20 protein-coding genes and 4 pseudogenes are annotated in these 21777 nt (G+C 61.0%); 11 read left to right on the top strand and 13 right to left on the bottom strand.

The genetic code is table 11. The features are described from left to right. Nucleotides 1–42: 42 nt before the first annotated feature. Nucleotides 43–354, bottom strand: coding sequence for a high-potential iron-sulfur protein (locus PQQ86_RS36615; RefSeq protein WP_408278541.1), 312 nt, complete (start codon nt 352–354; stop codon nt 43–45). Between the two features lie 16 nt (nt 355–370). Beyond that, on the bottom strand, nt 371–1369 hold the full coding sequence (locus PQQ86_RS36610; protein WP_408229435.1) for an aldo/keto reductase: 999 nt from the start codon (nt 1367–1369) through the stop codon (nt 371–373). A gap of 157 nt (nt 1370–1526) precedes the next feature. Here PQQ86_RS36610 and PQQ86_RS36605 point away from each other — a divergent pair, with 157 nt between their 5' ends. The 5 genes from PQQ86_RS36605 to PQQ86_RS36585 all read left to right on the top strand — a co-directional run bounded on the left by PQQ86_RS36605 (nt 1527) and on the right by PQQ86_RS36585 (nt 5343). Next, nucleotides 1527–1961, top strand: a complete 435-nt coding sequence (locus PQQ86_RS36605) for a winged helix-turn-helix transcriptional regulator (RefSeq protein WP_408195199.1) — start codon at nt 1527–1529, stop codon at nt 1959–1961. Between the two features lie 113 nt (nt 1962–2074). Further along, on the top strand, nt 2075–3292 hold the full coding sequence (locus tag PQQ86_RS36600) for an MFS transporter (protein ID WP_408278538.1): 1218 nt from the start codon (nt 2075–2077) through the stop codon (nt 3290–3292). Next, the gene (locus tag PQQ86_RS36595; protein ID WP_408278535.1) at nt 3270–3533 is read left to right on the top strand and encodes a helix-turn-helix transcriptional regulator; all 264 of its coding nucleotides are present in this window, start codon (nt 3270–3272) and stop codon (nt 3531–3533) included. Before PQQ86_RS36600 ends, PQQ86_RS36595 begins: the two co-directional genes overlap by 23 nt. A 173-nt stretch (nt 3534–3706) precedes the next feature. Continuing rightward, nucleotides 3707–4078 (top strand): YciI family protein, encoded by a 372-nt coding sequence (locus PQQ86_RS36590; protein ID WP_408278533.1) that lies wholly within the window; start codon nt 3707–3709, stop codon nt 4076–4078. Next, complete coding sequence (locus tag PQQ86_RS36585; RefSeq protein ID WP_408278530.1) at nt 4075–5343, top strand: RNA polymerase sigma factor; 1269 nt, start codon at nt 4075–4077, stop codon at nt 5341–5343. Before PQQ86_RS36590 ends, PQQ86_RS36585 begins: the two co-directional genes overlap by 4 nt. Before the next feature lie 56 nt (nt 5344–5399). Here PQQ86_RS36585 and PQQ86_RS36580 read toward each other — a convergent pair. From PQQ86_RS36580 to PQQ86_RS36565, 4 genes and pseudogenes are all read right to left on the bottom strand, one after another. After that, a pseudogene (locus tag PQQ86_RS36580) lies at nt 5400–5797 on the bottom strand (DUF1989 domain-containing protein); the annotation flags it as partial. Between the two features lie 48 nt (nt 5798–5845). Then, nucleotides 5846–6082, bottom strand: a pseudogene (locus PQQ86_RS36575) (FCD domain-containing protein); the annotation flags it as partial. A 30-nt stretch (nt 6083–6112) separates the two neighbouring features. Further along, nucleotides 6113–6196 (bottom strand): annotated as a pseudogene (locus tag PQQ86_RS36570) (ATP-binding cassette domain-containing protein); the annotation flags it as partial. 135 nt (nt 6197–6331) lie between these two features. Beyond that, nucleotides 6332–7261: a LysR family transcriptional regulator gene (locus PQQ86_RS36565; protein WP_408278528.1), complete on the bottom strand. Its 930-nt coding sequence runs from the start codon at nt 7259–7261 to the stop codon at nt 6332–6334. A 167-nt stretch (nt 7262–7428) separates the two neighbouring features. On the opposite strand from PQQ86_RS36565, the gene PQQ86_RS36560 reads away from it, so the two are divergent. Further along, entirely contained in the window at nt 7429–8031 is a 603-nt protein-coding gene (locus tag PQQ86_RS36560) for an NADPH-dependent F420 reductase (protein WP_408278525.1), read from the top strand. Nucleotides 8032–8199: 168 nt separating this feature from the next. Here PQQ86_RS36560 and PQQ86_RS36555 read toward each other — a convergent pair. The 6 genes and pseudogenes from PQQ86_RS36555 to PQQ86_RS36530 all read right to left on the bottom strand — a co-directional run. Further along, a pseudogene (locus PQQ86_RS36555) lies at nt 8200–8379 on the bottom strand (transposase); the annotation flags it as partial. After that, nucleotides 8380–8742: a cupin domain-containing protein gene (locus PQQ86_RS36550; RefSeq protein ID WP_408278522.1), complete on the bottom strand. Its 363-nt coding sequence runs from the start codon at nt 8740–8742 to the stop codon at nt 8380–8382. A 127-nt stretch (nt 8743–8869) separates the two neighbouring features. After that, complete coding sequence (locus PQQ86_RS36545; protein WP_408279440.1) at nt 8870–9946, bottom strand: polyamine ABC transporter substrate-binding protein; 1077 nt, start codon at nt 9944–9946, stop codon at nt 8870–8872. A gap of 809 nt (nt 9947–10755) precedes the next feature. After that, nucleotides 10756–11046, bottom strand: a complete 291-nt coding sequence (locus tag PQQ86_RS36540) for a DUF4148 domain-containing protein (RefSeq protein ID WP_408278520.1) — start codon at nt 11044–11046, stop codon at nt 10756–10758. 173 nt (nt 11047–11219) lie between these two features. Then, nucleotides 11220–12305, bottom strand: coding sequence for an aldose epimerase family protein (locus tag PQQ86_RS36535; protein ID WP_408278517.1), 1086 nt, complete (start codon nt 12303–12305; stop codon nt 11220–11222). Nucleotides 12306–12338: 33 nt separating this feature from the next. Further along, nucleotides 12339–13556 carry a XylR family transcriptional regulator gene (locus PQQ86_RS36530; protein WP_093635097.1) on the bottom strand — a complete coding sequence of 406 codons (1218 nt, stop codon included), beginning with the start codon at nt 13554–13556 and terminating at the stop codon, nt 12339–12341. Nucleotides 13557–13886: 330 nt separating this feature from the next. On the opposite strand from PQQ86_RS36530, the gene xylA reads away from it, so the two are divergent. The 4 genes from xylA to PQQ86_RS36510 all read left to right on the top strand — a co-directional run bounded on the left by xylA (nt 13887) and on the right by PQQ86_RS36510 (nt 19267). Further along, a complete protein-coding gene (xylA, locus tag PQQ86_RS36525; protein ID WP_408278515.1) occupies nt 13887–15209 on the top strand; it encodes a xylose isomerase in 1323 nt (440 codons plus the stop codon). A gap of 176 nt (nt 15210–15385) precedes the next feature. After that, nucleotides 15386–16414 (top strand): D-xylose ABC transporter substrate-binding protein, encoded by a 1029-nt coding sequence (gene xylF, locus PQQ86_RS36520; RefSeq protein WP_408278512.1) that lies wholly within the window; start codon nt 15386–15388, stop codon nt 16412–16414. Between the two features lie 88 nt (nt 16415–16502). Continuing rightward, nucleotides 16503–18071 carry a D-xylose ABC transporter ATP-binding protein gene (xylG, locus tag PQQ86_RS36515; RefSeq protein ID WP_408278509.1) on the top strand — a complete coding sequence of 523 codons (1569 nt, stop codon included), beginning with the start codon at nt 16503–16505 and terminating at the stop codon, nt 18069–18071. Beyond that, on the top strand, nt 18068–19267 hold the full coding sequence (locus PQQ86_RS36510; protein WP_408278507.1) for a sugar ABC transporter permease: 1200 nt from the start codon (nt 18068–18070) through the stop codon (nt 19265–19267). The genes xylG and PQQ86_RS36510 overlap by 4 nt, the downstream gene beginning before the upstream one ends. Nucleotides 19268–19351: 84 nt before the next feature. Here the strand turns inward: PQQ86_RS36510 and PQQ86_RS36505 are convergent, their stop codons facing one another. Continuing rightward, complete coding sequence (locus PQQ86_RS36505) at nt 19352–20773, bottom strand: aldehyde dehydrogenase family protein (RefSeq protein WP_408278504.1); 1422 nt, start codon at nt 20771–20773, stop codon at nt 19352–19354. A gap of 100 nt (nt 20774–20873) precedes the next feature. On the opposite strand from PQQ86_RS36505, the gene PQQ86_RS36500 reads away from it, so the two are divergent. Then, the gene (locus tag PQQ86_RS36500; RefSeq protein ID WP_408278501.1) at nt 20874–21761 is read left to right on the top strand and encodes a LysR family transcriptional regulator; all 888 of its coding nucleotides are present in this window, start codon (nt 20874–20876) and stop codon (nt 21759–21761) included. Nucleotides 21762–21777 lie beyond the last annotated feature (16 nt).

Here is a 21777-nt window from a genome sequence, read left to right as displayed (position 1 = left end):
ACCCGTCGGCGCTGCCTGGCATCGCCTACCTGCGCACGTCGTTCATGCTCTTGCCTGATAAGCGTTGCACCATCCCGTACCGCTCACTTGTTTTGCGCCGAACAGCGCACAGAGCGCGCTGGTGTCGGCTGGCTTGCCCTGGAAGAACTGGCAGTTCGTACAGCGCTGGTTGTCGCTGAAATGGGGATATTTTGTGCGGTCGACATGGGCTGCATCGGTCTTGTACCCGAGTGCCTGCGCAGCGGGATCGCTCTCCAGAAGCTGCGGGGGCGCCGCCCAGACGGTGCGTCCGCTGATCGCGAGCGCTGCGGCGCCGATTGAATGGAGCATGAAGGTGCGTCGATGGATTCGCATGTTCGATAGCTCCCTGTCATGCTACGAGCACACGTTCTGGGGGCGCCATGAATTCCGGCCCGACCGGATCCTTGACGAACTGCGCAACAATCGCGTCAATTTGCTCGAACGCCTTCTCGTCGAGGCGCCAGCCGAACACATCTTCAATCCCGTCCAACTGTGCCGGACGACGTGCGCCCCACAGCGCGATCGTCGGGCCGCGATCGAGCACCCAGCGCACCGCCAGCGCGAGCACCGACTTGTCGAAGTTATCGCGCGCGAACACGTTGAGTGCTTTCACGGCCGCGACATACTGCTCGCGACGCGGCTCGCGAAACTTCGGGTCGCGCTGGCGCAGATCGTCGCCCTCGAAGCGTGTCTCGACGCCGATGCGCCCCGCCAGCAGCCCGCGGCATAGTGCCCCATAGGCAAGCGCGACGAGCCCATGCTGTTTTGCGTACGGCAGCACGTCACGATCGATATCGCGCTCGAACAGGTTGTACGGCGGCTGCGTGGCCGATAGCGGCGCCACGCGCCGGAACGCGTCCATTTGCGCAGGCGAGAAGTTGCTGACGCCCAGCGCCCGCACCTTGCCTTCCTTGCGCAGATCGTCGAGCACCGCGGCGGTCTCTTCGATCGGCACGAGCGGATCGGGCCAGTGCACCTGATACAGATCGATGTAATCTGTCCGCAAGCGCCGAAGCGTATCCTCTACTTCTTGACGAATGCGCTCTGGCGACGAATTGCGGAACACCGCACCGTCGTGCCATTCCAATGCGACCTTGGTCGCGATGACCGCCTTGTGCCGATACCCATCGGCCAGCGCCTTGCCGACAATCTCCTCCGAAGCGCCGAAGCCGTACACCGGCGCTGTGTCGATCAGATTGACACCGCTGTCGAGCGCCCGGCGGATCACCGCGATCGAGTCTTTCTCATCGGTGCCGCCCCACATCCATCCGCCAATTGCCCAGGTGCCAAGGCCGATGCGTGAGACGGGGGTCGTTAAACCTTCAATTGCGATTGTTTCAATAGTCATGTGAAGCTCTCTAATCAAAGCACTACGTAAAGCACCGAATCCGGGTCGAATGCGATCTGACTAACGGCGACGTGCCCATCGGACGGGCAGGCGAGCCGATTATTTCAGCCGCATCCGGCGATCACAAGAAGGCACCTGACAGTTTCATACTTTCCCCATGGAAACTAATTGCTACGACGGCGCTTACGCGCACGACAACCCGCAAAAAAAAACCGACGACCTGGCGCGGAACATCATCGAGCAGATCGCGGACAAGTGGACGATCCTCGTCATCGACGCGCTCGGTACGCATGGCGAGATGCGTTTTTCGCGGCTGCGCGAAGTGGTGGAGGGCGTGAGCCAGAAAATGCTCACCAAGACATTGCGGCAGCTTGAGCGTGACGGCCTCGTTACGCGCTACGTGCATCCGGTGATCCCGCCGCGGGTCGACTATCAGCTGACGCCGCTGGGGCGGAGCCTGCTCGACAAGATCTGCGGGATATGGGATTGGGTCGAAGTCCATATGAGCGAAATGGAATTGGCGCGGCGCGAGTTCGACCACGGCGAAAAGCGGGTCGATCACCTACGTCCGCGTGAGGTGCCAATCGCTTAGCGCCGTCGCCGTAATGCAAGGTCGAAGCTGACCGCCACTGTCGAGCCGCCAGCAAGGCCGTGAGAAATTGCCCATAATTGCCCACAGTCTTCGAGCAACCGTTGGGACGTTTCATGAAAGCAACTGCTGTCACACCGCAATCCCCGATCGCATTTCTGGCTGTCGCGTTGGCGTTCGCGATCAACATGATGGGTACAACGCTACCGACGGCAATCTATCGGTACTACCAACTGCAGTATGGTTTTACACCGACCCTCATCACGGTGATCTACGCCTCGTATGCAATCGGGGTGCTGGGTGCACTGCTACTGGTCGGCAACTGGTCCGATCAGCTCGGCCGTCGTCGCATGCTGCTGGCGGGACTGTGTGCGTCAGCCGCATCAGCGCTGATGTTCCTGCTCAGCGACGGGTTGGCGCTGCTGATGCTCGGCCGCCTGTTGTCGGGAATCTCCGCCGGCATCTTCACAGGAACCGCCACCGTAGCTGTGATCGAACTCGCGCCACCTGCGCGGCGCGGCAAAGCCATGCTCGCGGCTACGGCGTCCAATATGCTCGGGCTGGGTTGTGGTCCTTTGTTAAGCGGCATCCTTGTCGAACTATTCCCCTGGCCGATGCGCCTGCCCTATGCCGCGCATCTCGCGTTGGTGGGCGTCGCCGCGCTAGTCGTCCTTGGCGTGCCGGAGACCGCTACGATTCCTGCGCGGGTGAAGCTCGGCATCCAGAAAATTTCGCTTCCTGCCGAAGTACGCCGTGCGTTTATTCCTGCCGCGCTGGCGGGGTTTGCCGGTTTCGTCGTGGTGGGCTTCTTTGCGGCTGTCGCCCCGCAACTGATTCGGGTCGTACTCGGCTTTCACAGCGGCATCGTGACCGGCGCGATCGTGTTCCTGCTGTTCGCGTGCTCCGCACTCGGGCAAATCGTGCAGACGGTCATTTCTGCCCGGTGGAGGCAAGCGGCTGGCTGCGTTGGACTCGTCGTGGGACTGATATGTGTTGGTCTGTGCGTGCCGGAGCGGTCGCTCGGTGCGCTTTTGCTCGGCACCGCCCTGGCAGGAATCGGGCAAGGCATCAGCTTCCGCGCCGGGTTGGGCGAGATCGCGTCCGCGACGCCGGCGCACAGGCGAGCGGAAGTCACGTCCAGCTTTTTCGTCGTCCTTTATGTGGCGATCTCACTACCTGTGATCGGCCTTGGCATTGCCGTGCAACTCGCCGATATTCAACGCGCGACATTGCTCTTCGTTGGCTTGACGATAGTGCTTGTGCTTATCGCGTTGTTCCTGCTGATGCGTGAGCAGGCGGACACGCGGCAAGATGCGCGAGCGATCGGTGACTGAACACGAAGCTGCTCGATTTCGGCAGCGTTATACTTTGCTGACGTCCGCCAACACGTGCCATCACCCCCTGTTCCACGCGTGGCTGCTCCGTCTTTGTCTCGAACGCGCTTGTGCGCTTTTGTCGCGAAGCTCGCAAGCGATCGCAACAGTCGCTCAGAAAGTCGGGTTCTACGATCAAAGCCACTTCAACCGCGCTTTCCGGCAGGCATACGGCATCGCGCCGTCGAACTATAGGGCGTAAGCTGCGCAGTTGGCGGTGGAGCGCGCGCAAGGCCCTCGACGAAGTCGAACGATTAAGGTCGGTGCGCCGTCAGCAATTTTTTCGCCACCGCCTGTCCGTTAGCATGCCGCCCGAGCGTCATTGTCATGGCGGCCCGATATGTACACCGCCTCAACCCCATGACGGAGGCTCATATGCAATACCTATTGATGATCTATTCGGAAGAAAACGGCTGGAACCAGATGACCGACAGCGAGCGGCAGCAAGGTGTCGCCGCGTATCACGCGTACACCGAATCGTTGAAAAAAGCGGAGGTGCTGGTGGGCGCCAACCGGCTGCAGAACACGAACTCGGCCACCACGGTGCGGCTCGTCGACGGCAAGCCGCAGGTGCTTGACGGACCGTTTTCCGATTCGAAGGAGCAGCTCGCCGGCTACTACCTGATCGACGTGCCCAACCTGGACGCGGCGATCGCGTGGGCGTCGCGTTGCCCCGGCGCGGCGCACGGCCTCATGGAAGTGCGCCCGGTCTGGACTGCCCCCTACGACGCCCCATCTGCTGTATGAGTCCGTCCGGCGGCGGCCGTGAAGCTGATGGCGCCGCGCGTTCGATTGCCGAGGCGGTCGCTCGCCGCAGTTACGGCAAGCTCGTCGCGCTGCTGGCGATGCGCACGCGCGACGTCGCCGCCGCCGAGGACGCGCTGGCCGACGCGTTTGCGGCCGCGCTTGCGGATTGGCCCGAGCGCGGCTGCCCCGCGAATCCCGAAGCGTGGCTGATGACGGTTGCGCGCCGCCGGGCGATCGATGGCGCGCGCCATCGGCATGTCGGCGACGAAGTGGTGAACCAGCTCACGATCCTCGCTGACGAGATCGACGAGCATGAGGCAGGCGTGTTGCCCGACCGGCGGCTTGCGCTGCTGTTCGCGTGCACGCACCCTGCGCTCGAGGCCGCGATTCGCACGCCACTGATGCTGCAGGTGGTGCTGGGGCTCGAAGCGAAGACGATTGCGTCCGCGTTCCTGATGTCGCCCGCCGCAATGAGCAAGCGCCTCGCGCGAGCGAAGAACAAGATCCGCGAAGCGGGTATTCCGTTCAGCATACCCGAGCGCGAGGAGCTGCCCGGCCGGCTTGCTGCCGTGCTGGAAGCAGTCTATGCGGCGTACGCGGAAGGGTGGACCGATCCGGTCTGCGGCGATACCGAGCGACGCGATCTCGTCGGTGAGGCGCTGTTTCTTGCACAGTTGCTCATCGAGCTGCTGCCCGAGGAGCCAGAGGCACTGGGTCTGCTCGCGCTAATGCTGTATGCGCAGGCGCGGCGCGATGCGCGACGAGATGCGGCCGGAGACTACGTGCCGCTGTCGGCTCAGAATCCTGCGACATGGAACACACCGATGATCGACGCAGCCAACGCGCTGCTGCGACGCGCGAGTACATTCAACTCAATCGGACGCTTTCAGCTCGAAGCCGCGCTGCAGTCAGCGCACATTTATCGTTGCCAGACGCATCGCCCGAACTGGGACGAGATCGTGCAGCTCTACGATGCGCTGCTCGCGATTGCGCCGTCGCCGGTGGTTGCGGTGAACCGTGCGCTCGCCCTGGCGGAATGGGACGGCCCGCAGGCGGCGCTCGACGCGATCGAGCCCTACGCGGACGATCCGCGGCTGACCGACTACCAACCGTACTGGGCCGCGCGCGCCGATCTGCTTGCGCGTGCCGGCGCGACGGCCGAAGCGCTCGGCGCGTACGATCTCGCGATCGGACTCGAGCGTGATCCGGCCGTACGCCGGTTCCTGCAGCGCAAGCGCACCGAGCTGTCATCGGCGAGAAGTTAGATCGGCGCGTTGCGTTTGCCACGCGAGCTTGCAAGCCTTGCGCTGATACAGAATCCTCAGCACCCACACTTCCACTGCGGCTGCTGCAGGGTCATCCCGTGCTGCCCCTTGTACGCAGCGACCGCAGGTGAGGTCCATCCTTCCAGCATCTGCGGTGCGAGCCGGTAGATCTCGATGCCGAGCGGACGGCATACCTCCAGCGGATCGCGCGCGTCAGGTTCGAGTGGCAGTGGAAATGGAAATCCTCACCCGTCAGCATGCGGTTCACGTACGGATCGCAACGCGTGCCGAGCAGGTCGTGAACGCGGCCGCCATGCTCGTCGACGCCGTAGTCGGCGAGGCTGTCGTCGGTGATCGTCACCAGGGGGCGCAGGAAGGGTAGCGTCGACCACAGGCGGTCGAAGGTGCTCACATGCGCCTGCTGCAACTGGCGCGTGCGCGAGGCCCACATGCGCCCACTCGCGATCAGTTCGAGAATCTCCTGATCCTTCGCAATCCATGGACGCTGGAAGCGCCGCTCGTCGGGGGCCGAGGCAAACACGAGGCGCAGTTGCGCCAGTATCGTCGTGAAGAATGTGTCGAACAGCGGGCTGCCGAGCAACTGCACGATGCGCCGGTGAAACAGCAGACTGTAGGTGCCGACGCTGCGCCAGTCGCCTTCGTCCGCTGCCGCTTGCGCGTGCACGACGGCGTCGCGCATCGCCGCGATTTCATCTTCTTCTATCGGGTCTTCGCGCATCAGGGCTTGCAGTTCGAGCGTGCGCCGCACCAGTGCCCGCGCAATCGCGACGCGCTGCTGCTGACCGCCGGACAACTGATGCGGATACTTGTGCGCATGTGCGGCCAAGCCTACCTTGAGTGCTTGCGACGACGCTTCTCAGATGATCGCGCTGGGATGCGGGCGCGGGAGCCGACGGGAGACCAGTGCTTCGCACAAGGCGGGACAGGGGGACCGATAAATGACCCCTGTTTGCCTGCCCGGCGCGACTCAACCGATGCTGCCCGCAAACCTCTCAGCCAACCGCTCCCGCTCGAACGCCTCAACAACAAAATCGACAAACACCCGTGTTTTCGCCGGCAGCAGCGCTCGCGTCGCGTAATAGATCGAGATCGCCCCAGCGTCCGCGTACCAGCGCGGTAACAATCGCACGAGTTCCCCCCGTTCAATCGACGACAGCACGTCCGACACGGCCAGCAGCGTAACGCCCAGTCCGAGAATCGCTGCCTCGCGCATCGCTGCCGGGTCATTGACCATGATGGTCTCGCCGAGCCGTGCGGGCATCTCATTGCCCACCGCGTTACGCATTGTCCGGTGGCGCACGCGGCCCGTGCGGCTCGAGCGCATCACGATGCCGTCGAGGTCCGCAAGATCGCCGGGATCGGCCGGTGTTAGGCGGCCGACCATGTACGCCGGAGACGCGACCGCCACGAGATGCGCAGGCGCCAATGCGCGCGACACGACACCCGGTGCGAGATCGAAGCCACCACCCAGCGCCGCATCGTATCCCTCTTCAATCAGGTCAACCGGCCGGTTCTCGAAGTGCCAATCCGGACGAATCATTGGATAGCGTGCGAGGAACGCCGGCAGCAGCGGCATGACGTACGTGATGCCGAACGTCGGCGCCATGCTGACCTTCAGCACGCCGGCCGGCTCGCTGCGATCGTTCGAGACGGACGCGATTGCCGCCTGCAGCGCATCCAGATTGCCGCCGATTTCCACGAGAAAGCGCTCGCCTGCCTCGGTCAACGTGAGTTTGCGCGTCGAGCGTTGGAACAGTCGCGCGCCAAGATTGCGTTCGAGCAGCGCAACGTTCCGGCTGACGGCGGCGGGTGTCAGTGCAAGGCGCCGCGCGGCCGCGGAGAAGCTGCCCGTTTCCGCGCTGCGGACAAACGACTCAAGATTGGCGAGGGTTTCCATGCGGGAATATTAAAGCATTGCTTGAAAATAATTCAAGCGATTCCCGACTAATCCTCAAGCAATAAAGGCGGCAACATGCGGTCACCTAGCCCCGGGAGTGAACCTCAGATGTCCTTCTCCTTGCCGGCTTACCACTTGATTTATCACTCTTCACCAGGAGCATCGTTATGAGCACCATCGGTATCATCGGAGCAGGCGCCATCGGGTCCGCATTCGCGAGAGCGCTGGCGGGCAAAGGCCTCAAAGCCGTCATTGCGAACAGCCGAGGCCCGGCCTCACTCGCCGACCTCGTGCGCGAGCTCGGCCCCTCGATCACGCCGGGAACGCGCGAACAAGCGGCCGCGCAGGACATCGTCCTTGTCGCAGTCAACTGGACGAAGCTGCCGAGCGCCTTGGCCGGGCTGCCGGACTTCGGCGGACGCATCGTGATTGACGCGAACAACCCGATCGAGCCGCCGCTGTTCAAGCCGGTCGAATTGCATGGCCGGACGTCGAGCGGAACCTTCGCGGAACGCGTGCCGGGCGCACGCGTCGTGAAGGCGTTCAACCATCTTCCGGCCCATCTCCTCTCCGACGATCCGCAGGCCGAGGGTGGACGCCGCGTGCTGTTCTTCGCGGGAGACGACGCGCAGGCGAAAGCGGCCGTGAGCGGGTTGATCGAGCAGATCGGCTTCTTCGGCATTGACCTGGGTTCGCTCGAGGCCGGCGGCCAGCTGGTTCAAATCCCGGGCGGCCCATTGCCGGTGCACAATCTCGTCAAGTTGGGATAACCAAGCCAAGGCGCGGGAAACCGCGCCTTTCGCACACAAAAACGCAGGCACTCCCCATGAGTGGCTGCTCTGGTCGGCAAACGGTGACCTCTATATACCGAGGTCGCGTACGACCACTCAGGGCGGCTACGGAAGTTCGCCATCGGACTGGGTTCGGCCCAGACCGTGTCAAAACGTCGGAGGAGCCACGGGCGCAATGACGAGTACGGCGTTGTCGACGTGTCGCGTGCACTGCTCTTTTAACGAGCATTGCTGGCAACTCGAACGCCAGTACTTGCTCAGTTTAAGTCCGCGCTCGACGGTCGAGAATCGCCAGACAACATGCTCGCCGGCCGGACAGCGATATTCCTACCCCTTAAACTCCACCGAAACAAAAATCTTCTTACACGGCTCAACGACTTCCCACGTTCCCTTAAATCCCGCCGGAATCAAAAATCGATCCCCAGCCTGCACAGTCTTGCTAGTCCCATCCGCATCCCGAATCACAGACACGCCCTCGAGAATCTCGCAGTACTCACTCTCGGTGAAGTTCACTGTCCATTGCCCGCAGGCTCCTTCCCAAACACCGGCCGCGAGCTGCCCACACGGGCTGGCAAAATGCGTGTGAACAAGCTGCGAGGGATTGCCGGCAAGCACCGCTTCCGCCTTCGGCATGTACTCAACGCTTTCCTTGGCCGGCTGCGCAAAATCTACGATATTCAGAATGCTCATAATGGCTCGATGCAAACAGAGTTAAAAATCAAAAGCTTCAAAAAAGGCGTAGCGCACACACCCACTGCATGCGCCACGCTAAAAAGGTGACACCTACCGTCAGCAGACTACACCAGCTAAACCGAACTCAACTCCCCGACTTCAACTGCGCCCACAGCCGGTTCTCAAGCCGCATGATCGGCGCAGGCTGCGGCCGCATCAACGTCATCTTGTTCAGCACAGCTTCAGGCGGATACACATTCGCATCCTGCTCGATCGTCGGCGTCACGAACTGTCTCGCAGCGCGATTCGCAGTCGGATAGAAAACTTCGTTTGTAATCGCCGCGCTTACCTTCGGATCTTCGATGTAGTTCATCCACTTCATCGCCGCTTCCGGATGCGGAGCATCTTTTGGAATCACCATCACGTCCATCCAGAGCAAGCCCGCGTCCTTGATGTTCGAGAATCGCACGTCATACGAACGCTTCGCTTCCGACGCGCGTCGCCGTGCAATCCCCACATCGCCCGAATAGCCCAATGCCACGCAGATATCGTTGTTCGCCAGATCGTTGATGTAGCCGGACGAATTGAACTGCGTGATATACGGCCGCACTTTCTTCAGCACTTCGTATGCCGCCTGGTAGTCGCCAGGATTGGTGCTGTTCGGGTCCTTATGCATGTACTGAAGCACGGCCGGGAAAACGTCCGCAGCTGCATCGAGGAAAGACACGCCACAACTCTTCAGCTTCGAAAGATTCTGAGGGTCGAACAACAGCGACCAGCTATCAACCGGCGCGTCGGCACCGAGTGCCTTTTTCACGGCCTGAACGTTATATCCGACGCCGTCGGTGCCCCACGCCCACGGCACGCCATATTGATTGCCGGGGTCTGCATCGGCAATCAGCTTCATCAAACCCGGATCAAGGTTCGCGAGGTTCGGCATCTTCGATTTGTCGATCTTCTGATACACGCCGGCTTCGATCTGGCGCGCCATATAACTCGATGTGGGCACAACGATGTCATAGCCGGAACTGCCTGCCAGCAGTTTCGCCTGCAGTGTGTCGTCGCTATCGTAACTGTCGTATTTCACCGTGATGCCGGATTGTTTTTCGAAGCCAGAAATCGTGTCTTTGGCGATGTAGTCCGACCAGTTGTAGACGTTGATCGTCGTATCCGCTGCGTATGCAGCATTCATCGGGGTTAAAGCGGTCAACGAGCACAGCATCGTGCCGGTGAGCGAGAGAAGCTTGGCATGACGGATCTTCATTCGACTATCTCCTTGGTTTCGATCATCAGTTTTTGCCGCAGCGCAGGCACAGATGCACGAGCGTGACGACCCACACGTCCTTATGTTCCGCACGAATACGGATGAGTAAGGGACGCGAATAAAGGACGCGACGCCGCCTGCCGCGGCGCAAGCGCACAGCAGAGCTAAAAGGGACGCAGAGAGGCGAGCGCTATAAGCCGGTCAACGCTAGCAAGACGACTTGCAAAGCGCGGACAGACAAATGCATTGCAGACGTTCGACCGCTAGATAACGCGGCCTGATCGCATGCAACACCTGCTCGTGAAAAGAGAAGGGGGCTAAGGCAGAAGCGACGCGATTTCGTCGGTACGCACCCCGATAGCTGCGGGTGCTGCAATGACGTTGTGTCGACGGACAGAGCGACGCGACAACACGGTATCGATGGACAGGGGGCGGGATGGCGAAGCGCAGTTGCTCCCCTGATGAGCGATCGAACAGCCGGACAGGAACGTTCTTTCCCGACCAGGCTGATATCTCACCAATGGACCACGGACTTTCACGATGGAACCCGAAGCGACGTTGAGTAGAAGTCCTCGCTGATGCGGACCGACCGCGCTGCGAGAACCACCAGACTGCCGCCTTAGGATATATGAGACATTATTTTCGTCAAAGGATTTTATGACAATGCGCTGTCATCGTCATGCACAGTGGAACGCGTTCATGCGAGCGCATGCTTCAACAAGCATGGCTCGCATCGAACTGCGCAACGACAGACAACGTTGGGCTTTTTACTGGCCTGCAGGCGCAGCGGGTGCCGGTGTGCCGGTTTGCGATGAGCCGTTTGCCGAAGAACCGTAACCGGTGGCGTCATGCTGTGCAGCTACGCGTGCTTCGGCTGCCTGAATGTCCGCAGGGTAGGTAGAGTCGGTTGCAGTGGCGGGGTTGTAGCCGGCCTGTTCAATCTGAACCAGTTGCGCCCTGACCTCCGCGCGGGTCAGCGGTTGCTCGGACTGTGCGAACGAAGCGACCGGGGTTGCGAGAACAACGACCAGTGCGACTGCTTTGATCAGCGATTTCATGATGCTTCCCTCCGAGGATGTTTTATTCGGCGCCGCAATATGCGTTCGGCGACCTATAGAGGGATTCTAGGAAGCGAGTGATCTAGGGCAAACCCCTAAACCCGTAATTCAGTCTTGCAGCAAATGATAAGTCGGCGTTATGTAATGCTCTTCCTAACATATGAAGAATTGTTTCAGACTCCAGAACGTACACCTACGCGGTACGCCGTCACCTGCCGGTATGCGCTGCCAGGCCGCACGATGACTTGCTCCTGCTCGGCCATATTGACCTCGTTCGGAAAGCCGCCAGCTTCGAGACACAGTCCGGAGTATGCCTGGTAGGCGATGCCACCGCGGCCCGTGTCGCCCTTCAGGAAATTGCCGGTGTAGAACTGTAAGCCGCGCTGATCGGTCGAGACGGTCAGTTCGCGTCCACTGCCCGGATCATAGGCGCGTGCAACGTCGCGTACCTGCGGCTCGCGTCCGGCTACCGTGGCATCAGGCGCGTCATGCAGCACATAGCAGTGATCGAAGCCACCGGCCTTCGCCAACTGCGCATGCGGCCAGTCGAGCCGTGCGCCGATCGGCGCGCTCTGCCGGAAGTCGAACGCATTGCCTGCCACTTCGGCAAGCTCGCAAGGAATCATCGACCCATCGACTTCGAAGAACCGGTCGGCATCGATCGACAATACATGTCCGCGAATATCGGCATCCCGCCGACCCGTCAGGTTGAAATACGGATGGCTCGTCAGATTGAGCGGCGTCGGGGCGTCTGTGATCGCTTCATACGCGATCGTCAAGGTGCCGTCGTCGTCAAGCGTGTAACGCACTTGCACCGTGACATTGCCCGGAAAGCCGGCGTCGCCTTCGGGCGATTCCAGACGCATAACCAGCGCACCGCTGTCTTCGCTCACGTCCCACAGCGCGCGATGAAATCCCTGCGTGCCACCATGCAGCAGATTCGCGCCTTCGTTGCGGTCGAGCGTGTACTCGATGCCGTCGAGCGTGAAACGCGCATCGGCAATGCGGTTTGCCCAACGGCCGACCAATGCGCCCATGTAGGTTGTGGCCGCAACGTATTCGGCGGGCGTGTCGTGTCCGAGCAGAATGTCGCCGAGACGACCAGTGCGGTCCGGTGCATGCCACGAGACCAGCGTCGCGCCCAGGTCGCTGATGGCGACCTTCATGCCGTGCGCATTGCGCAGCGTGAAGAGCCGCACAGGATCGCCGCCGGGCAGAGCGCCCCATGGCTCAGAAGAAAGTGGTGCGATGCTGATCATGTCGTCGATGGAAAGAGAAAGTGAAAGGCATATTCAGCCGGGCGCTGCGGTCGAATTCACACGGTCCTGGTATTCGCGCGGCGTACAGCCGAGTTCGCGGCGAAACACCGCGTACATGTATTGCAGCGACGTGAAGCCGCAACGGATCGCCACCTCGGCGCTCGACGCATCGCGCTTCGCAAGCAGGGCTTTCGCGACATCGAGTTTATGACGCAGGATTTCCTGATGCACGGTGCACTGTCGTTCGCGCCGGAAGTACTCCTCGAGAGACGATCTCGACACGCCCACGTAATCGGCAACCTGTTCGGTGCGAATGCCCTGGCACGCGTACTGGCGGATGAAGTGCCGTGCGCGCATCACATACGGGCTTGCAAGCGGCTGGTGTTTCGTCGATTCGAGCACGTTGATGCCGACCGGTGGCACGAGAATACGCCGCCCCGGAAAACGCGCGCCGTGCAGCATTTGATGCAGCAAGTGAGCGGCGGTGCGGCCCATTTCCTCAGTGCCTTGAATCACGGAGGAAAGCGGAATGCGGGTCAGCGTACGCGTGAGTGGATCGTTGTCGATGCCGATGATCGCCACTTCTTCAGGTACGGGAATACCCGCGATCAGACAGGCCTGCAGCAGATGCCGCGCGCGGGCGTCGGTGACGGCGATGATGCCGACCGGCTTCGGCAACTGGGCGAGCCACGCGGTGAGCTGCTCGGTTGCCTGATTCCACGACGGTGCGCTGGTCGACAGGCCGCGATAGATCTCGGTGCCGATCTGCTCGGCGCTATGGCCGTCCGTGCTGCGCAGGTGAGCGAATGCCAACTCACGTTGTTGTGCCCAGCGATTCTCCTGCGCTTGCGGAAGGCTATACAAAGCGAAGTGCTCGAGTCCCGCACCGATCAGATGCGTGTAGGCGAGTGAAACGAGCTTGGCGTTATCGGTCGCGATATAGGGTAAGTCCGGGGGGTAGTGCGCCGGATCTTCGAACGATGAACCGACTGCCACGACCGGCAACGGACAATCTCGCAGCGCTTCACCCACAGCGGGGTCGTCGAAATCCGCGATGATGCCGTCGCCGTCGAAACGCTCGATACCCGTCAACCGGCAGCGGAAATCTTCTTCGAGGAAGAGATCCCACGCCACGCGCGTCGACAGCAGGTAATTGCCGATGCCGGTGATGATCTCGCGGTCGTACACCTTGTTCGCGTTGAACAGCAGCGCGATCCGATGGGTCGTCTGTGGTGTTTGCGGACGGGTCATGGCAGTGGGTGGCGTGCGGATCGTCAAGATTCGCAGCGCCTTCGTCTCCTGTCGGCCAGAGCTGGCGCTTTAGCGCCTTACTCTGGTCCCATGCAAGATGGTTGCGGTTGGGTGTGCGCCTGAGGCAGCACCGTTTTTAAGCGTCTGGTTATTCTAGGCCGCGAAGATCGCGCCGGTGTGAAACAAACGCACGGGCGGTAAGAAACATCAAGCACGCTGCGCAATTTCGCAATTGCCGATGCATCTTGCAAGCGGCAGCATGGCGTCACCTTGTCGACCGGCGCGGCGATGCCGCACGGGTTGCAGTGCAGCATAAAACAGGAGATGCTGATGTCCTACTTCGAACACATTCCCGAGATCCGCTACGAGGGCCCGCAATCGGATAACCCGCTTGCATATCGCCATTACGACAAGAGTAAGCGGGTGCTCGGCAAGACACTCGAAGAACATCTCCGCATCGCTGTGTGCTACTGGCATACGTTTGTCTGGCCGGGCGTCGATATCTTCGGGCAAGGGACGTTTCGGCGTCCCTGGCAGCAGGCCGGTGACGCAATGGAACGCGCGCAGCAAAAGGCGGATTCCGCGTTTGAGTTCTTCTCGAAGCTCGGCACACCGTATTACACGTTTCACGATACCGACGTCGCACCGGAAGGCGAAAGCCTGAAGATCTACAGCGAGAACTTCACGCGCATCGCCGACTATCTGGCGCGCAAGCAGCAGGATACCGGCGTCAAACTCTTGTGGGGCACGGCCAATCTGTTCTCACATCCGCGTTACGCAGCAGGCGCGGCGACCAGTCCTGATCCCGAGATTTTCGCGTTTGCTGCGACGCAGGTTCGCCACGCGCTCGACGCGACCCAACAGCTGGGTGGCGAAAATTATGTGTTGTGGGGCGGCCGCGAAGGCTACGACACACTGCTTAATACCGATCTCGCACGCGAACGTGATCAGCTTGCCCGTTTCCTGCACATGGTGGTCGAGCACAAGCACAAGATCGGCTTCAAAGGCGCATTGCTGATCGAGCCGAAGCCGCAGGAGCCGACCAAGCATCAATTCGACTACGACGTGGCGACCGTACACGGCTTCCTGTTGCAATACGGGCTGGAGAAAGAGATTCGCGTGAACATCGAAGCCAATCACGCGACGCTTGCTGGTCATTCGTTTCATCACGAAATCGCCACGGCCTACGCGCTGGGCATTTTCGGCAGCGTCGATGCGAATCGCGGCGATCAACAAAACGGCTGGGACACGGACCAGTTTCCGAACAGCGTCGAAGAACTGACGCTGGCCTTCTACGAAATCCTCAAACATGGCGGCTTCACCACCGGCGGTATGAACTTCGACGCTAAGGTGCGGCGGCAGAGCGTCGATGCGGAAGATCTGTTCTTCGGCCACATCGGTGCAATCGACAATCTGGCGCTCGCAGTCGAGCGCGCAGCGACCCTGATCGAAAACGACCGGCTCGAAGCGTTCAAGCGTCAGCGTTACGCGGGCTGGGAATCGGAGTTCGGCCGCAAGATTCTGAAGGGCGACTATTCGCTTTCGACACTGGCTGCGGACGCATTGACGCGTGGCCTGAATCCGCAGCACGCGAGCGGCAGACAGGAGCAACTTGAAAACGTTGTGAATCAGGCGATTTACAGCCGGCGCTAAAAAGGGCGGTCATGAAGTAACGCCCGAAGAAGGGCGCGCAGTAAGACATAAGAAATCGCGCGGCCACGTTGACCACGCGAATAAAAGAAGCTTTGGGTTGTCGCTTGTCCGGTTCTGCGGCTCGCAGCGCAGACCGTCCAATCCGGTATTCCGGCTATCAGAACAAGGAGTGAGACATGAAATTCGCAACGCGTCGTACCGTACTGAGTTCGCTCGTGTGTGGAGCGATGCTCGCCAGCCTGTCGCTTGTCGCGCCGCTCGCGCATGCAAGCAAGGACCACCCGGAAATTGGCTTCTGTATCGATGATCTGCGTGTCGAGCGTTGGTCACGCGATCGCGACTATTTCGTTGCAGCGGCAGAAAAACTCGGTGCCAAAGTATCGGTGCAATCCGCCGATGCGAGCGAAGAGCGACAGATCTCTCAGATTGAAAACCTGATCTCGCGCGGCGTGGACGTGATCGTGATCGTGCCGTTCAATTCGAAGACGCTCGGCAATGTGGTCGCCGAAGCCAGGAAAGCAGGCATTAAGGTCGTCTCGTACGATCGCTTGATTCTCGACGCCGATGTGGATGCCTATATCTCGTTCGACAACGAGAAGGTTGGCGAATTGCAAGCACAAGGTGTCTTCAACGCGCAACCGAAGGGCAACTACTTCATGCTCGGCGGCGCGCCGACCGACAACAATGCCAAGATGCTGCGTGAAGGCCAGCTCAAGGTGTTGAAACCCGCAATCGACAAGGGTGACATCAAAATCGTCGGTCAGCAATGGGTACCGGAATGGAGTGCGTCGACGGCGCTGCGTATCGTTGAAGATGCGCTCACGGCGAACAACAACAAGATCGACGCAATCGTCGCTTCGAACGACGGCACCGCAGGCGGCGCGATCCAGGCACTTGCTGCGCAGCACATGGCAGGCAAGGTGCCGGTGTCGGGACAAGACGCTGATCTGGCCGCTGTGAAGCGCGTAATCGCCGGCACGCAGACCATGACGGTGTACAAACCGCTGAAACTGATCGCAGGCGAAGCGGCGAAGCTCTCCGTCGCGCTTGCGAAGGGCGAGAAGCCGGCCTTTAATGCACAGTACGACAACGGCAAGAAGAAGGTTGACACGGTGCTTCTGCAACCCACGTTGCTCACCAGGAGCAATGTTGATGTGGTCGTCAAGGACGGCTTCTACACCCAGGCCCAGCTCGCGAGCCAATGAGCGTAACGTGTGCGTAGTTCAAGCCGGTGTGTCTGGCATGCGGCAGGCACACCGGCGCGACCACGCGCCCTGCAGCGAGGCATAGCGAATGAGTGAACCATTACTGACGATGCGCGGCATCGTCAAAGCGTTTTCCGGCGTGAAGGCGCTCGACGGCATCGACCTGACGGTGGCGCCAGGCGAGTGCGTGGGCTTGTGCGGCGAGAACGGCGCGGGCAAATCGACGCTGATGAAAGTGCTGTCCGGCGTCTATCCCCACGGTACGTGGGACGGCGAAATCATCTGGGAAGGCGAGGCGCTGAAGGCCGCGAGCATAAGGGACACTGAACGCGCGGGCATCATCATCATCCACCAGGAGTTGATGCTGGTGCCGGAGCTCTCGGTCGCGGAGAACATCTTTCTCGGCAACGAAATTACGCTGCCTGGCGGCAGAATGAATTACGCCGCGATGTATCAGCGAGCCGACGAACTGCTGCGCGAGCTTGGCATAAGCGGAATCAACTCCGCGCAACCAGTGATGAATTACGGTGGTGGCCACCAGCAGTTGATCGAGATCGCGAAGGCACTGAACAAGCGCGCGAAACTCCTGATCCTCGATGAACCGTCGTCGTCGCTGACCGCTACGGAGATACACATCCTGCTGGATATCGTGCGCGATCTGAAGCGGCGCGGGGTTGCTTGCGTTTACATCTCGCACAAGCTCGACGAAGTGGCGGCCGTGTGCGACACAATCAGCGTGATTCGCGATGGCCGCCATGTCGCAACCGAGCCAATGCGCGCGCTGACCACTGACCGCATCATCTCCCTGATGGTGGGCCGCGAAATCAAGAACCTGTTTCCGCGTGAACCGCATCCTATCGGCGACGTAATCTTTGAAGCGCGCCACGTGACCTGTTTTGACGTCAACAATCCGCGCCGAAAGCGTGTGAACGACGTGTCGTTTGCGCTGCGGCGTGGCGAGATTCTTGGCGTTGCCGGTTTGGTCGGCGCGGGGCGTACGGAACTGATGCAGGCGATCTTCGGCGCGTATCCCGGTGTGAGCGAGGCGACGGTGGTGATGGACGGCAAGTCGTTGAAAATTCGTGCTCCTGTCGATGCGATTCGCGCCGGTATCGGCATGGTGCCGGAAGATCGAAAGCGCCACGGCATCGTGCCGGGTCTGAGTGTCGGCCACAACATCACGCTGGCGGTGTTGCAACGTTTCGCCAAGGGCGGTCGCATTGATTCCGCCGCCGAACTCGACACGATTCACACGGAGATGAAGCGGCTTTCAGTGCGCGCGGCGCACCCGATGCTCTCGATTGCGAGTCTGTCGGGCGGCAATCAGCAAAAGGCCGTGCTGACGCGCATGTTGCTGACGGACCCGAAAGTATTGATTCTCGACGAACCGACGCGAGGTGTCGACGTCGGTGCGAAGTTCGAAATCTACAAACTGATTTTTCAACTGGCACAGCGCGGCATGTCGATTGTGATGGTGTCTTCCGAATTGCCCGAAGTGCTCGGTATCAGCGATCGCGTGCTGGTTATCGGCGAAGGCGAATTGCGCGGCGATTTCGTCAACGACGGCCTCACGCAAGAGGACATTCTCAGCGCCGCAATCCGTCCTGTGCAGCGATCCCTCAACCTGACCGCACCAACCGAAGCGAGTGCCGCATGACTCCCGACGTCACTTCCCAACCCGCCGACGGCGCTGCGTCGCGAGGCGCATTCGGTGGCCCGCAGCGCATTCAGCAACTGTTCGCGCGTTACAAGATTCTCGCGTTGCTGATCGCCGTGGCCGTGATCTGGATTTTCTTCTCCTTTCTGACGCACGGCGCGTTCGTGACGCCGCGCAATCTGTCGAACCTGCTGCGGCAGATGTCGATTACCGGCATGCTCGCGTGTGGCATGGTGTTCGTGATCATCGCGGGCGAGATCGACCTGTCGGTCGGGTCGTTGCTGGGTTTGCTCGGCGGTGTCGCGGCGATTCTCGATGTGAACCGGCATTGGCCGATTGGTGTCACGGTGCCTGTGGTGATGCTGCTTGGCGTGCTCGTCGGCATGTTCAACGGATGGTGGTCGACATACCGGCGTGTGCCGTCGTTTATCGTCGGCCTGGGCGGCATGCTGGCGTATCGAGGCATTCTGCTCGGCGTCACCGGCGGTTCGACGATTGCACCGGTCTCCGATGGTTTTGTGTTTGTCGGCCAGGGGTATTTGCCGCGCTTTGCGGGCGATACGCTTGCTGTCGTGCTGTTTGTCGTACTGGCCTTTCTGACGGTGCGACAACGAAGCAACCGCGAGCGCTATAAATTGCGGGTGGTGCCGATCTGGCAGGACGTCGCGAAAGTGGTCGGGGCGGGCGTGATTCTGGCCGCGTTTGTTGCCACGCTCGATCGTTATGGTGGGATTCCTGTGCCGGTTCTGCTGCTGCTCGCGCTGCTTGGCATTTTCACGTGGATCGCGACGCAGACTGTTTTCGGGCGGCGTATCTATGCGGTGGGTTCGAACCTGGAAGCGACGCGGCTCTCCGGCGTGAACACCAACCGCGTGAAGCTGGCCATCTTCGCGTTGATGGGGCTGATGTGTGCGTTCGCGGGGATCGTCAATACGGCACGACTAGCGGCCGGCTCACCGTCGGCGGGATCGATGGGTGAACTCGACGCGATCGCCGCATGCTTTATCGGCGGGACGTCGATGCGCGGCGGCTCCGGAACGGTCTACGGTGCGTTGATCGGCGCACTGGTGATGGCGAGTCTGGACAACGGCATGTCGATGCTGGATGTCGACGCGTACTGGCAGATGATCGTGAAGGGCAGCATTCTCGTGCTGGCTGTGTGGATCGATGTCGTGTCGGGATCGAACCGGCGGTGAAGCGGCAGGCGGTGCGTCATGCAAATGCTGACGCACCGTCTACTGGGCGATCAAACGCGCCCGCCAATCAGCAAGGCCCTGTTTTCAGTTCACGCCGAGAATCGACTTCGGCTCCATGAACGCTTCCAGCCCGAACGTCCCATATTCCCTCCCGATGCCCGATTGCTTGAAGCCGCCGAACGGCGCGGCCGGCTCGTGTGCCAACGTGTTGATCAGTACACGCCCTGCGTCGATGCGAGTGGCGACTGCGCGAGCTCGTGCCGCATCAGCTGAGAGTACGTAGGCTTGCAACCCGTAGCTTGTGTCATTGGCGATCGCGATCGCTTCCTCGGTATCGCGATACGCAATGATCGACAGTACCGGCCCAAAAATCTCTTCACGAGCAATCGCCATGTCGTTGCTGACGCCGCTAAATACGGTCGGACGCACGAACCAGCCGCGCTCTACGCCTTCCGGTCGGCCCTCACCACCGGCAATCAATCGCGCGCCTTCATCGATGCCGATGCCGATGTAGCGCTGCACGCGCTCCCACTGCTTGCGGCTGACCATCGGGCCGACTTGCGTAGCCGGATCGCGCGGATCACCGGCTTGCGTGGAGGCCACTTCGTTACGCACGCGCTCTTCGAATTCCGCGAGGCGGCTTTGGGGCACCAGAATCCGCGTACCCGCGATACACGCCTGGCCGCTGTTCATGAAACCCGCCTGGAGTGCCAGCGGCACCGCTTCCGCGAAATCGGCGTCGTCGAGTATGACCACCGGCGATTTGCCGCCCAACTCTAACGTGACGCGTTTCAATGTCTCCGCGCCGGTACGCAGGATCGTTTTGCCGACAGCCGTCGATCCGGTGAAGGAAATCTTCGCCACGTCCGGATGCGCGCTGATTTCCGCACCCACTGTGTCGCCGCGGCCTGTGACGATATTGAACACGCCCGCGGGCAAGCCGGCTTCGTGCAGCGCTTCTGTGATGACGCGTGTCTGGATCGCGCTCATTTCACTCGGCTTGATGACGGCAGTGCAGCCCGCTGCAATCGCCGCAGCCAGCTTCCCGCAGATAAAGCCGCCATTGCTGTTCCACGGTGTGATCAGTCCGGCGACGCCGAGCGGCTGCATGACGACGTCAGCCGTGCCGGCGCGTCGCGTGAAATCATAGGTCCGCAAGACCTTGACGACTTCCGCCAGCACGTCCGCCGGGTATTTCGCCATCCAGCGCGCGCGTGACACCGGCGCACCGTATTCCTCGACGATTGCTTCGAACAGGTCGTCTTCTCTCGCTTGAACCGCGGCGTGCATGCGATCGAGCAGCGCGATCCGCTCTTCCTTGCTGGTGCGGGAAAACGCCGGGAAGGCCCGTTTGGCGGCCGCGATCGCGCGGCGGGCGTCTTCCGCGTCGGCCAGACGCACCTTGCCGATCACCGTTTCCTTAGCCGGGTCGTGGAGATCGAACCACTCCTCGCCGTGCGGGGTGACGAACGCGCCGTCGATATAAACCTTGTCGATTTGCTGCATGAAAGCTCCTACCCAGGAATTTGTTGCCTCAAAGATAGGCTTAATGGATTAAGCCGACTAGCCATATAATTAAGGATGATTCGTTGAGCAGGATGGGATAATGAAGACGCCAGGTTTGAGCGAACTGGAAGGCGTGCTCTCGGTGGCACGCCATCGCAGCTTCCGCGCAGCGGCGACGGAACTTGGCGTGTCGACATCGGCGCTGAGCCATGCGATTGCGGCGTTGGAGGCGCGCATCGGCGTGCGGCTCTTTAATCGGACCACGCGCAGCGTGTCGTTGTCCGAAGCGGGCGCGCAATTTGTCGACAGTGTGGCGCCGGCGTTGTCGACCATCCGCGTGGCCATCGAGCAGGCCGGAAGCTTTCGCGACACGCCCGCGGGTACGCTGCGCATCAACACATCGACGGGCGCGGCGCGGCAAGTGATGCCTTTGCTGCTGGAATACCTGCGGCGTTATCCGGAGATGAAGCTGGATCTCGTCACCGAGGGGCGCATGATCGACATCGTGGTGGAGGGCTTTGATGCCGGCATTCGGTTGGCTGAGATTGTGCCGCAGGACATGATCGCCGTGCCGTTCAACCGGCCGCAGCGTTTTGCAGTCGTTGGGAGTCCCGCCTATTTCGCCGGAAATCCGAAGCCGCGAACACCGGACGATCTGCGTGCACACCGTTGTATCCGCATGCGCATGCCGAGCGGGCGTATTTATCACTGGGAGTTCGAGCGACGCGGCGAGGCTTTCAGCGTGGATGTGCAGGGCATGCTGACGCTCGATGAACCGTTGCTCATAATGGAAGCGGCCCGCGAGGGATTCGGACTGGCGTATATGACCGAATGGAACGTGGCGGCGGATCTGGAAGCGGGTACGCTGCAGCGTGTGTTGGAGGATTGGACGCCGGCGTTCGACGGGCTGTGCCTTTACTATCCTGGGCGGCGTCATGTGCCGGCGGGGTTGAGGGCGTTGATTGAGATGATTCAGGAGGGTGGGTGAATTCGGGTGCGTTTAG

The organism is Paraburkholderia sediminicola (genome assembly GCF_046026675.1).
GTDB classification, from domain to species: domain Bacteria; phylum Pseudomonadota; class Gammaproteobacteria; order Burkholderiales; family Burkholderiaceae; genus Paraburkholderia; species Paraburkholderia sediminicola_F.
This window is presented reverse-complemented; position numbering and strand designations above follow the sequence as displayed.

Coding starts and splice junctions, on each gene's coding strand:
- PQQ86_RS36600 (WP_408278538.1), top strand. CDS start 2,075: ATGAAAGCAACTGCTGTCACACCGCAATCCCCGATCGCATTTCTGGCT.
- PQQ86_RS36585 (WP_408278530.1), top strand. CDS start 4,075: ATGAGTCCGTCCGGCGGCGGCCGTGAAGCTGATGGCGCCGCGCGTTCG.
- PQQ86_RS36545 (WP_408279440.1), bottom strand. CDS start 9,946: ATGCTGTGCTCGTTGACCGCTTTAACCCCGATGAATGCTGCATACGCA.
- xylA (WP_408278515.1), top strand. CDS start 13,887: ATGTCCTACTTCGAACACATTCCCGAGATCCGCTACGAGGGCCCGCAA.
- PQQ86_RS36505 (WP_408278504.1), bottom strand. CDS start 20,773: ATGCAGCAAATCGACAAGGTTTATATCGACGGCGCGTTCGTCACCCCG.
- PQQ86_RS36535 (WP_408278517.1), bottom strand. CDS start 12,305: ATGATCAGCATCGCACCACTTTCTTCTGAGCCATGGGGCGCTCTGCCC.
- PQQ86_RS36605 (WP_408195199.1), top strand. CDS start 1,527: ATGGAAACTAATTGCTACGACGGCGCTTACGCGCACGACAACCCGCAA.
- PQQ86_RS36610 (WP_408229435.1), bottom strand. CDS start 1,369: ATGACTATTGAAACAATCGCAATTGAAGGTTTAACGACCCCCGTCTCA.
- PQQ86_RS36565 (WP_408278528.1), bottom strand. CDS start 7,261: ATGGAAACCCTCGCCAATCTTGAGTCGTTTGTCCGCAGCGCGGAAACG.
- PQQ86_RS36510 (WP_408278507.1), top strand. CDS start 18,068: ATGACTCCCGACGTCACTTCCCAACCCGCCGACGGCGCTGCGTCGCGA.
- xylF (WP_408278512.1), top strand. CDS start 15,386: ATGAAATTCGCAACGCGTCGTACCGTACTGAGTTCGCTCGTGTGTGGA.
- PQQ86_RS36530 (WP_093635097.1), bottom strand. CDS start 13,556: ATGACCCGTCCGCAAACACCACAGACGACCCATCGGATCGCGCTGCTG.
- PQQ86_RS36560 (WP_408278525.1), top strand. CDS start 7,429: ATGAGCACCATCGGTATCATCGGAGCAGGCGCCATCGGGTCCGCATTC.
- xylG (WP_408278509.1), top strand. CDS start 16,503: ATGAGTGAACCATTACTGACGATGCGCGGCATCGTCAAAGCGTTTTCC.
- PQQ86_RS36595 (WP_408278535.1), top strand. CDS start 3,270: ATGCGCGAGCGATCGGTGACTGAACACGAAGCTGCTCGATTTCGGCAG.
- PQQ86_RS36590 (WP_408278533.1), top strand. CDS start 3,707: ATGCAATACCTATTGATGATCTATTCGGAAGAAAACGGCTGGAACCAG.
- PQQ86_RS36550 (WP_408278522.1), bottom strand. CDS start 8,742: ATGAGCATTCTGAATATCGTAGATTTTGCGCAGCCGGCCAAGGAAAGC.
- PQQ86_RS36500 (WP_408278501.1), top strand. CDS start 20,874: ATGAAGACGCCAGGTTTGAGCGAACTGGAAGGCGTGCTCTCGGTGGCA.
- PQQ86_RS36615 (WP_408278541.1), bottom strand. CDS start 354: ATGCGAATCCATCGACGCACCTTCATGCTCCATTCAATCGGCGCCGCA.
- PQQ86_RS36540 (WP_408278520.1), bottom strand. CDS start 11,046: ATGAAATCGCTGATCAAAGCAGTCGCACTGGTCGTTGTTCTCGCAACC.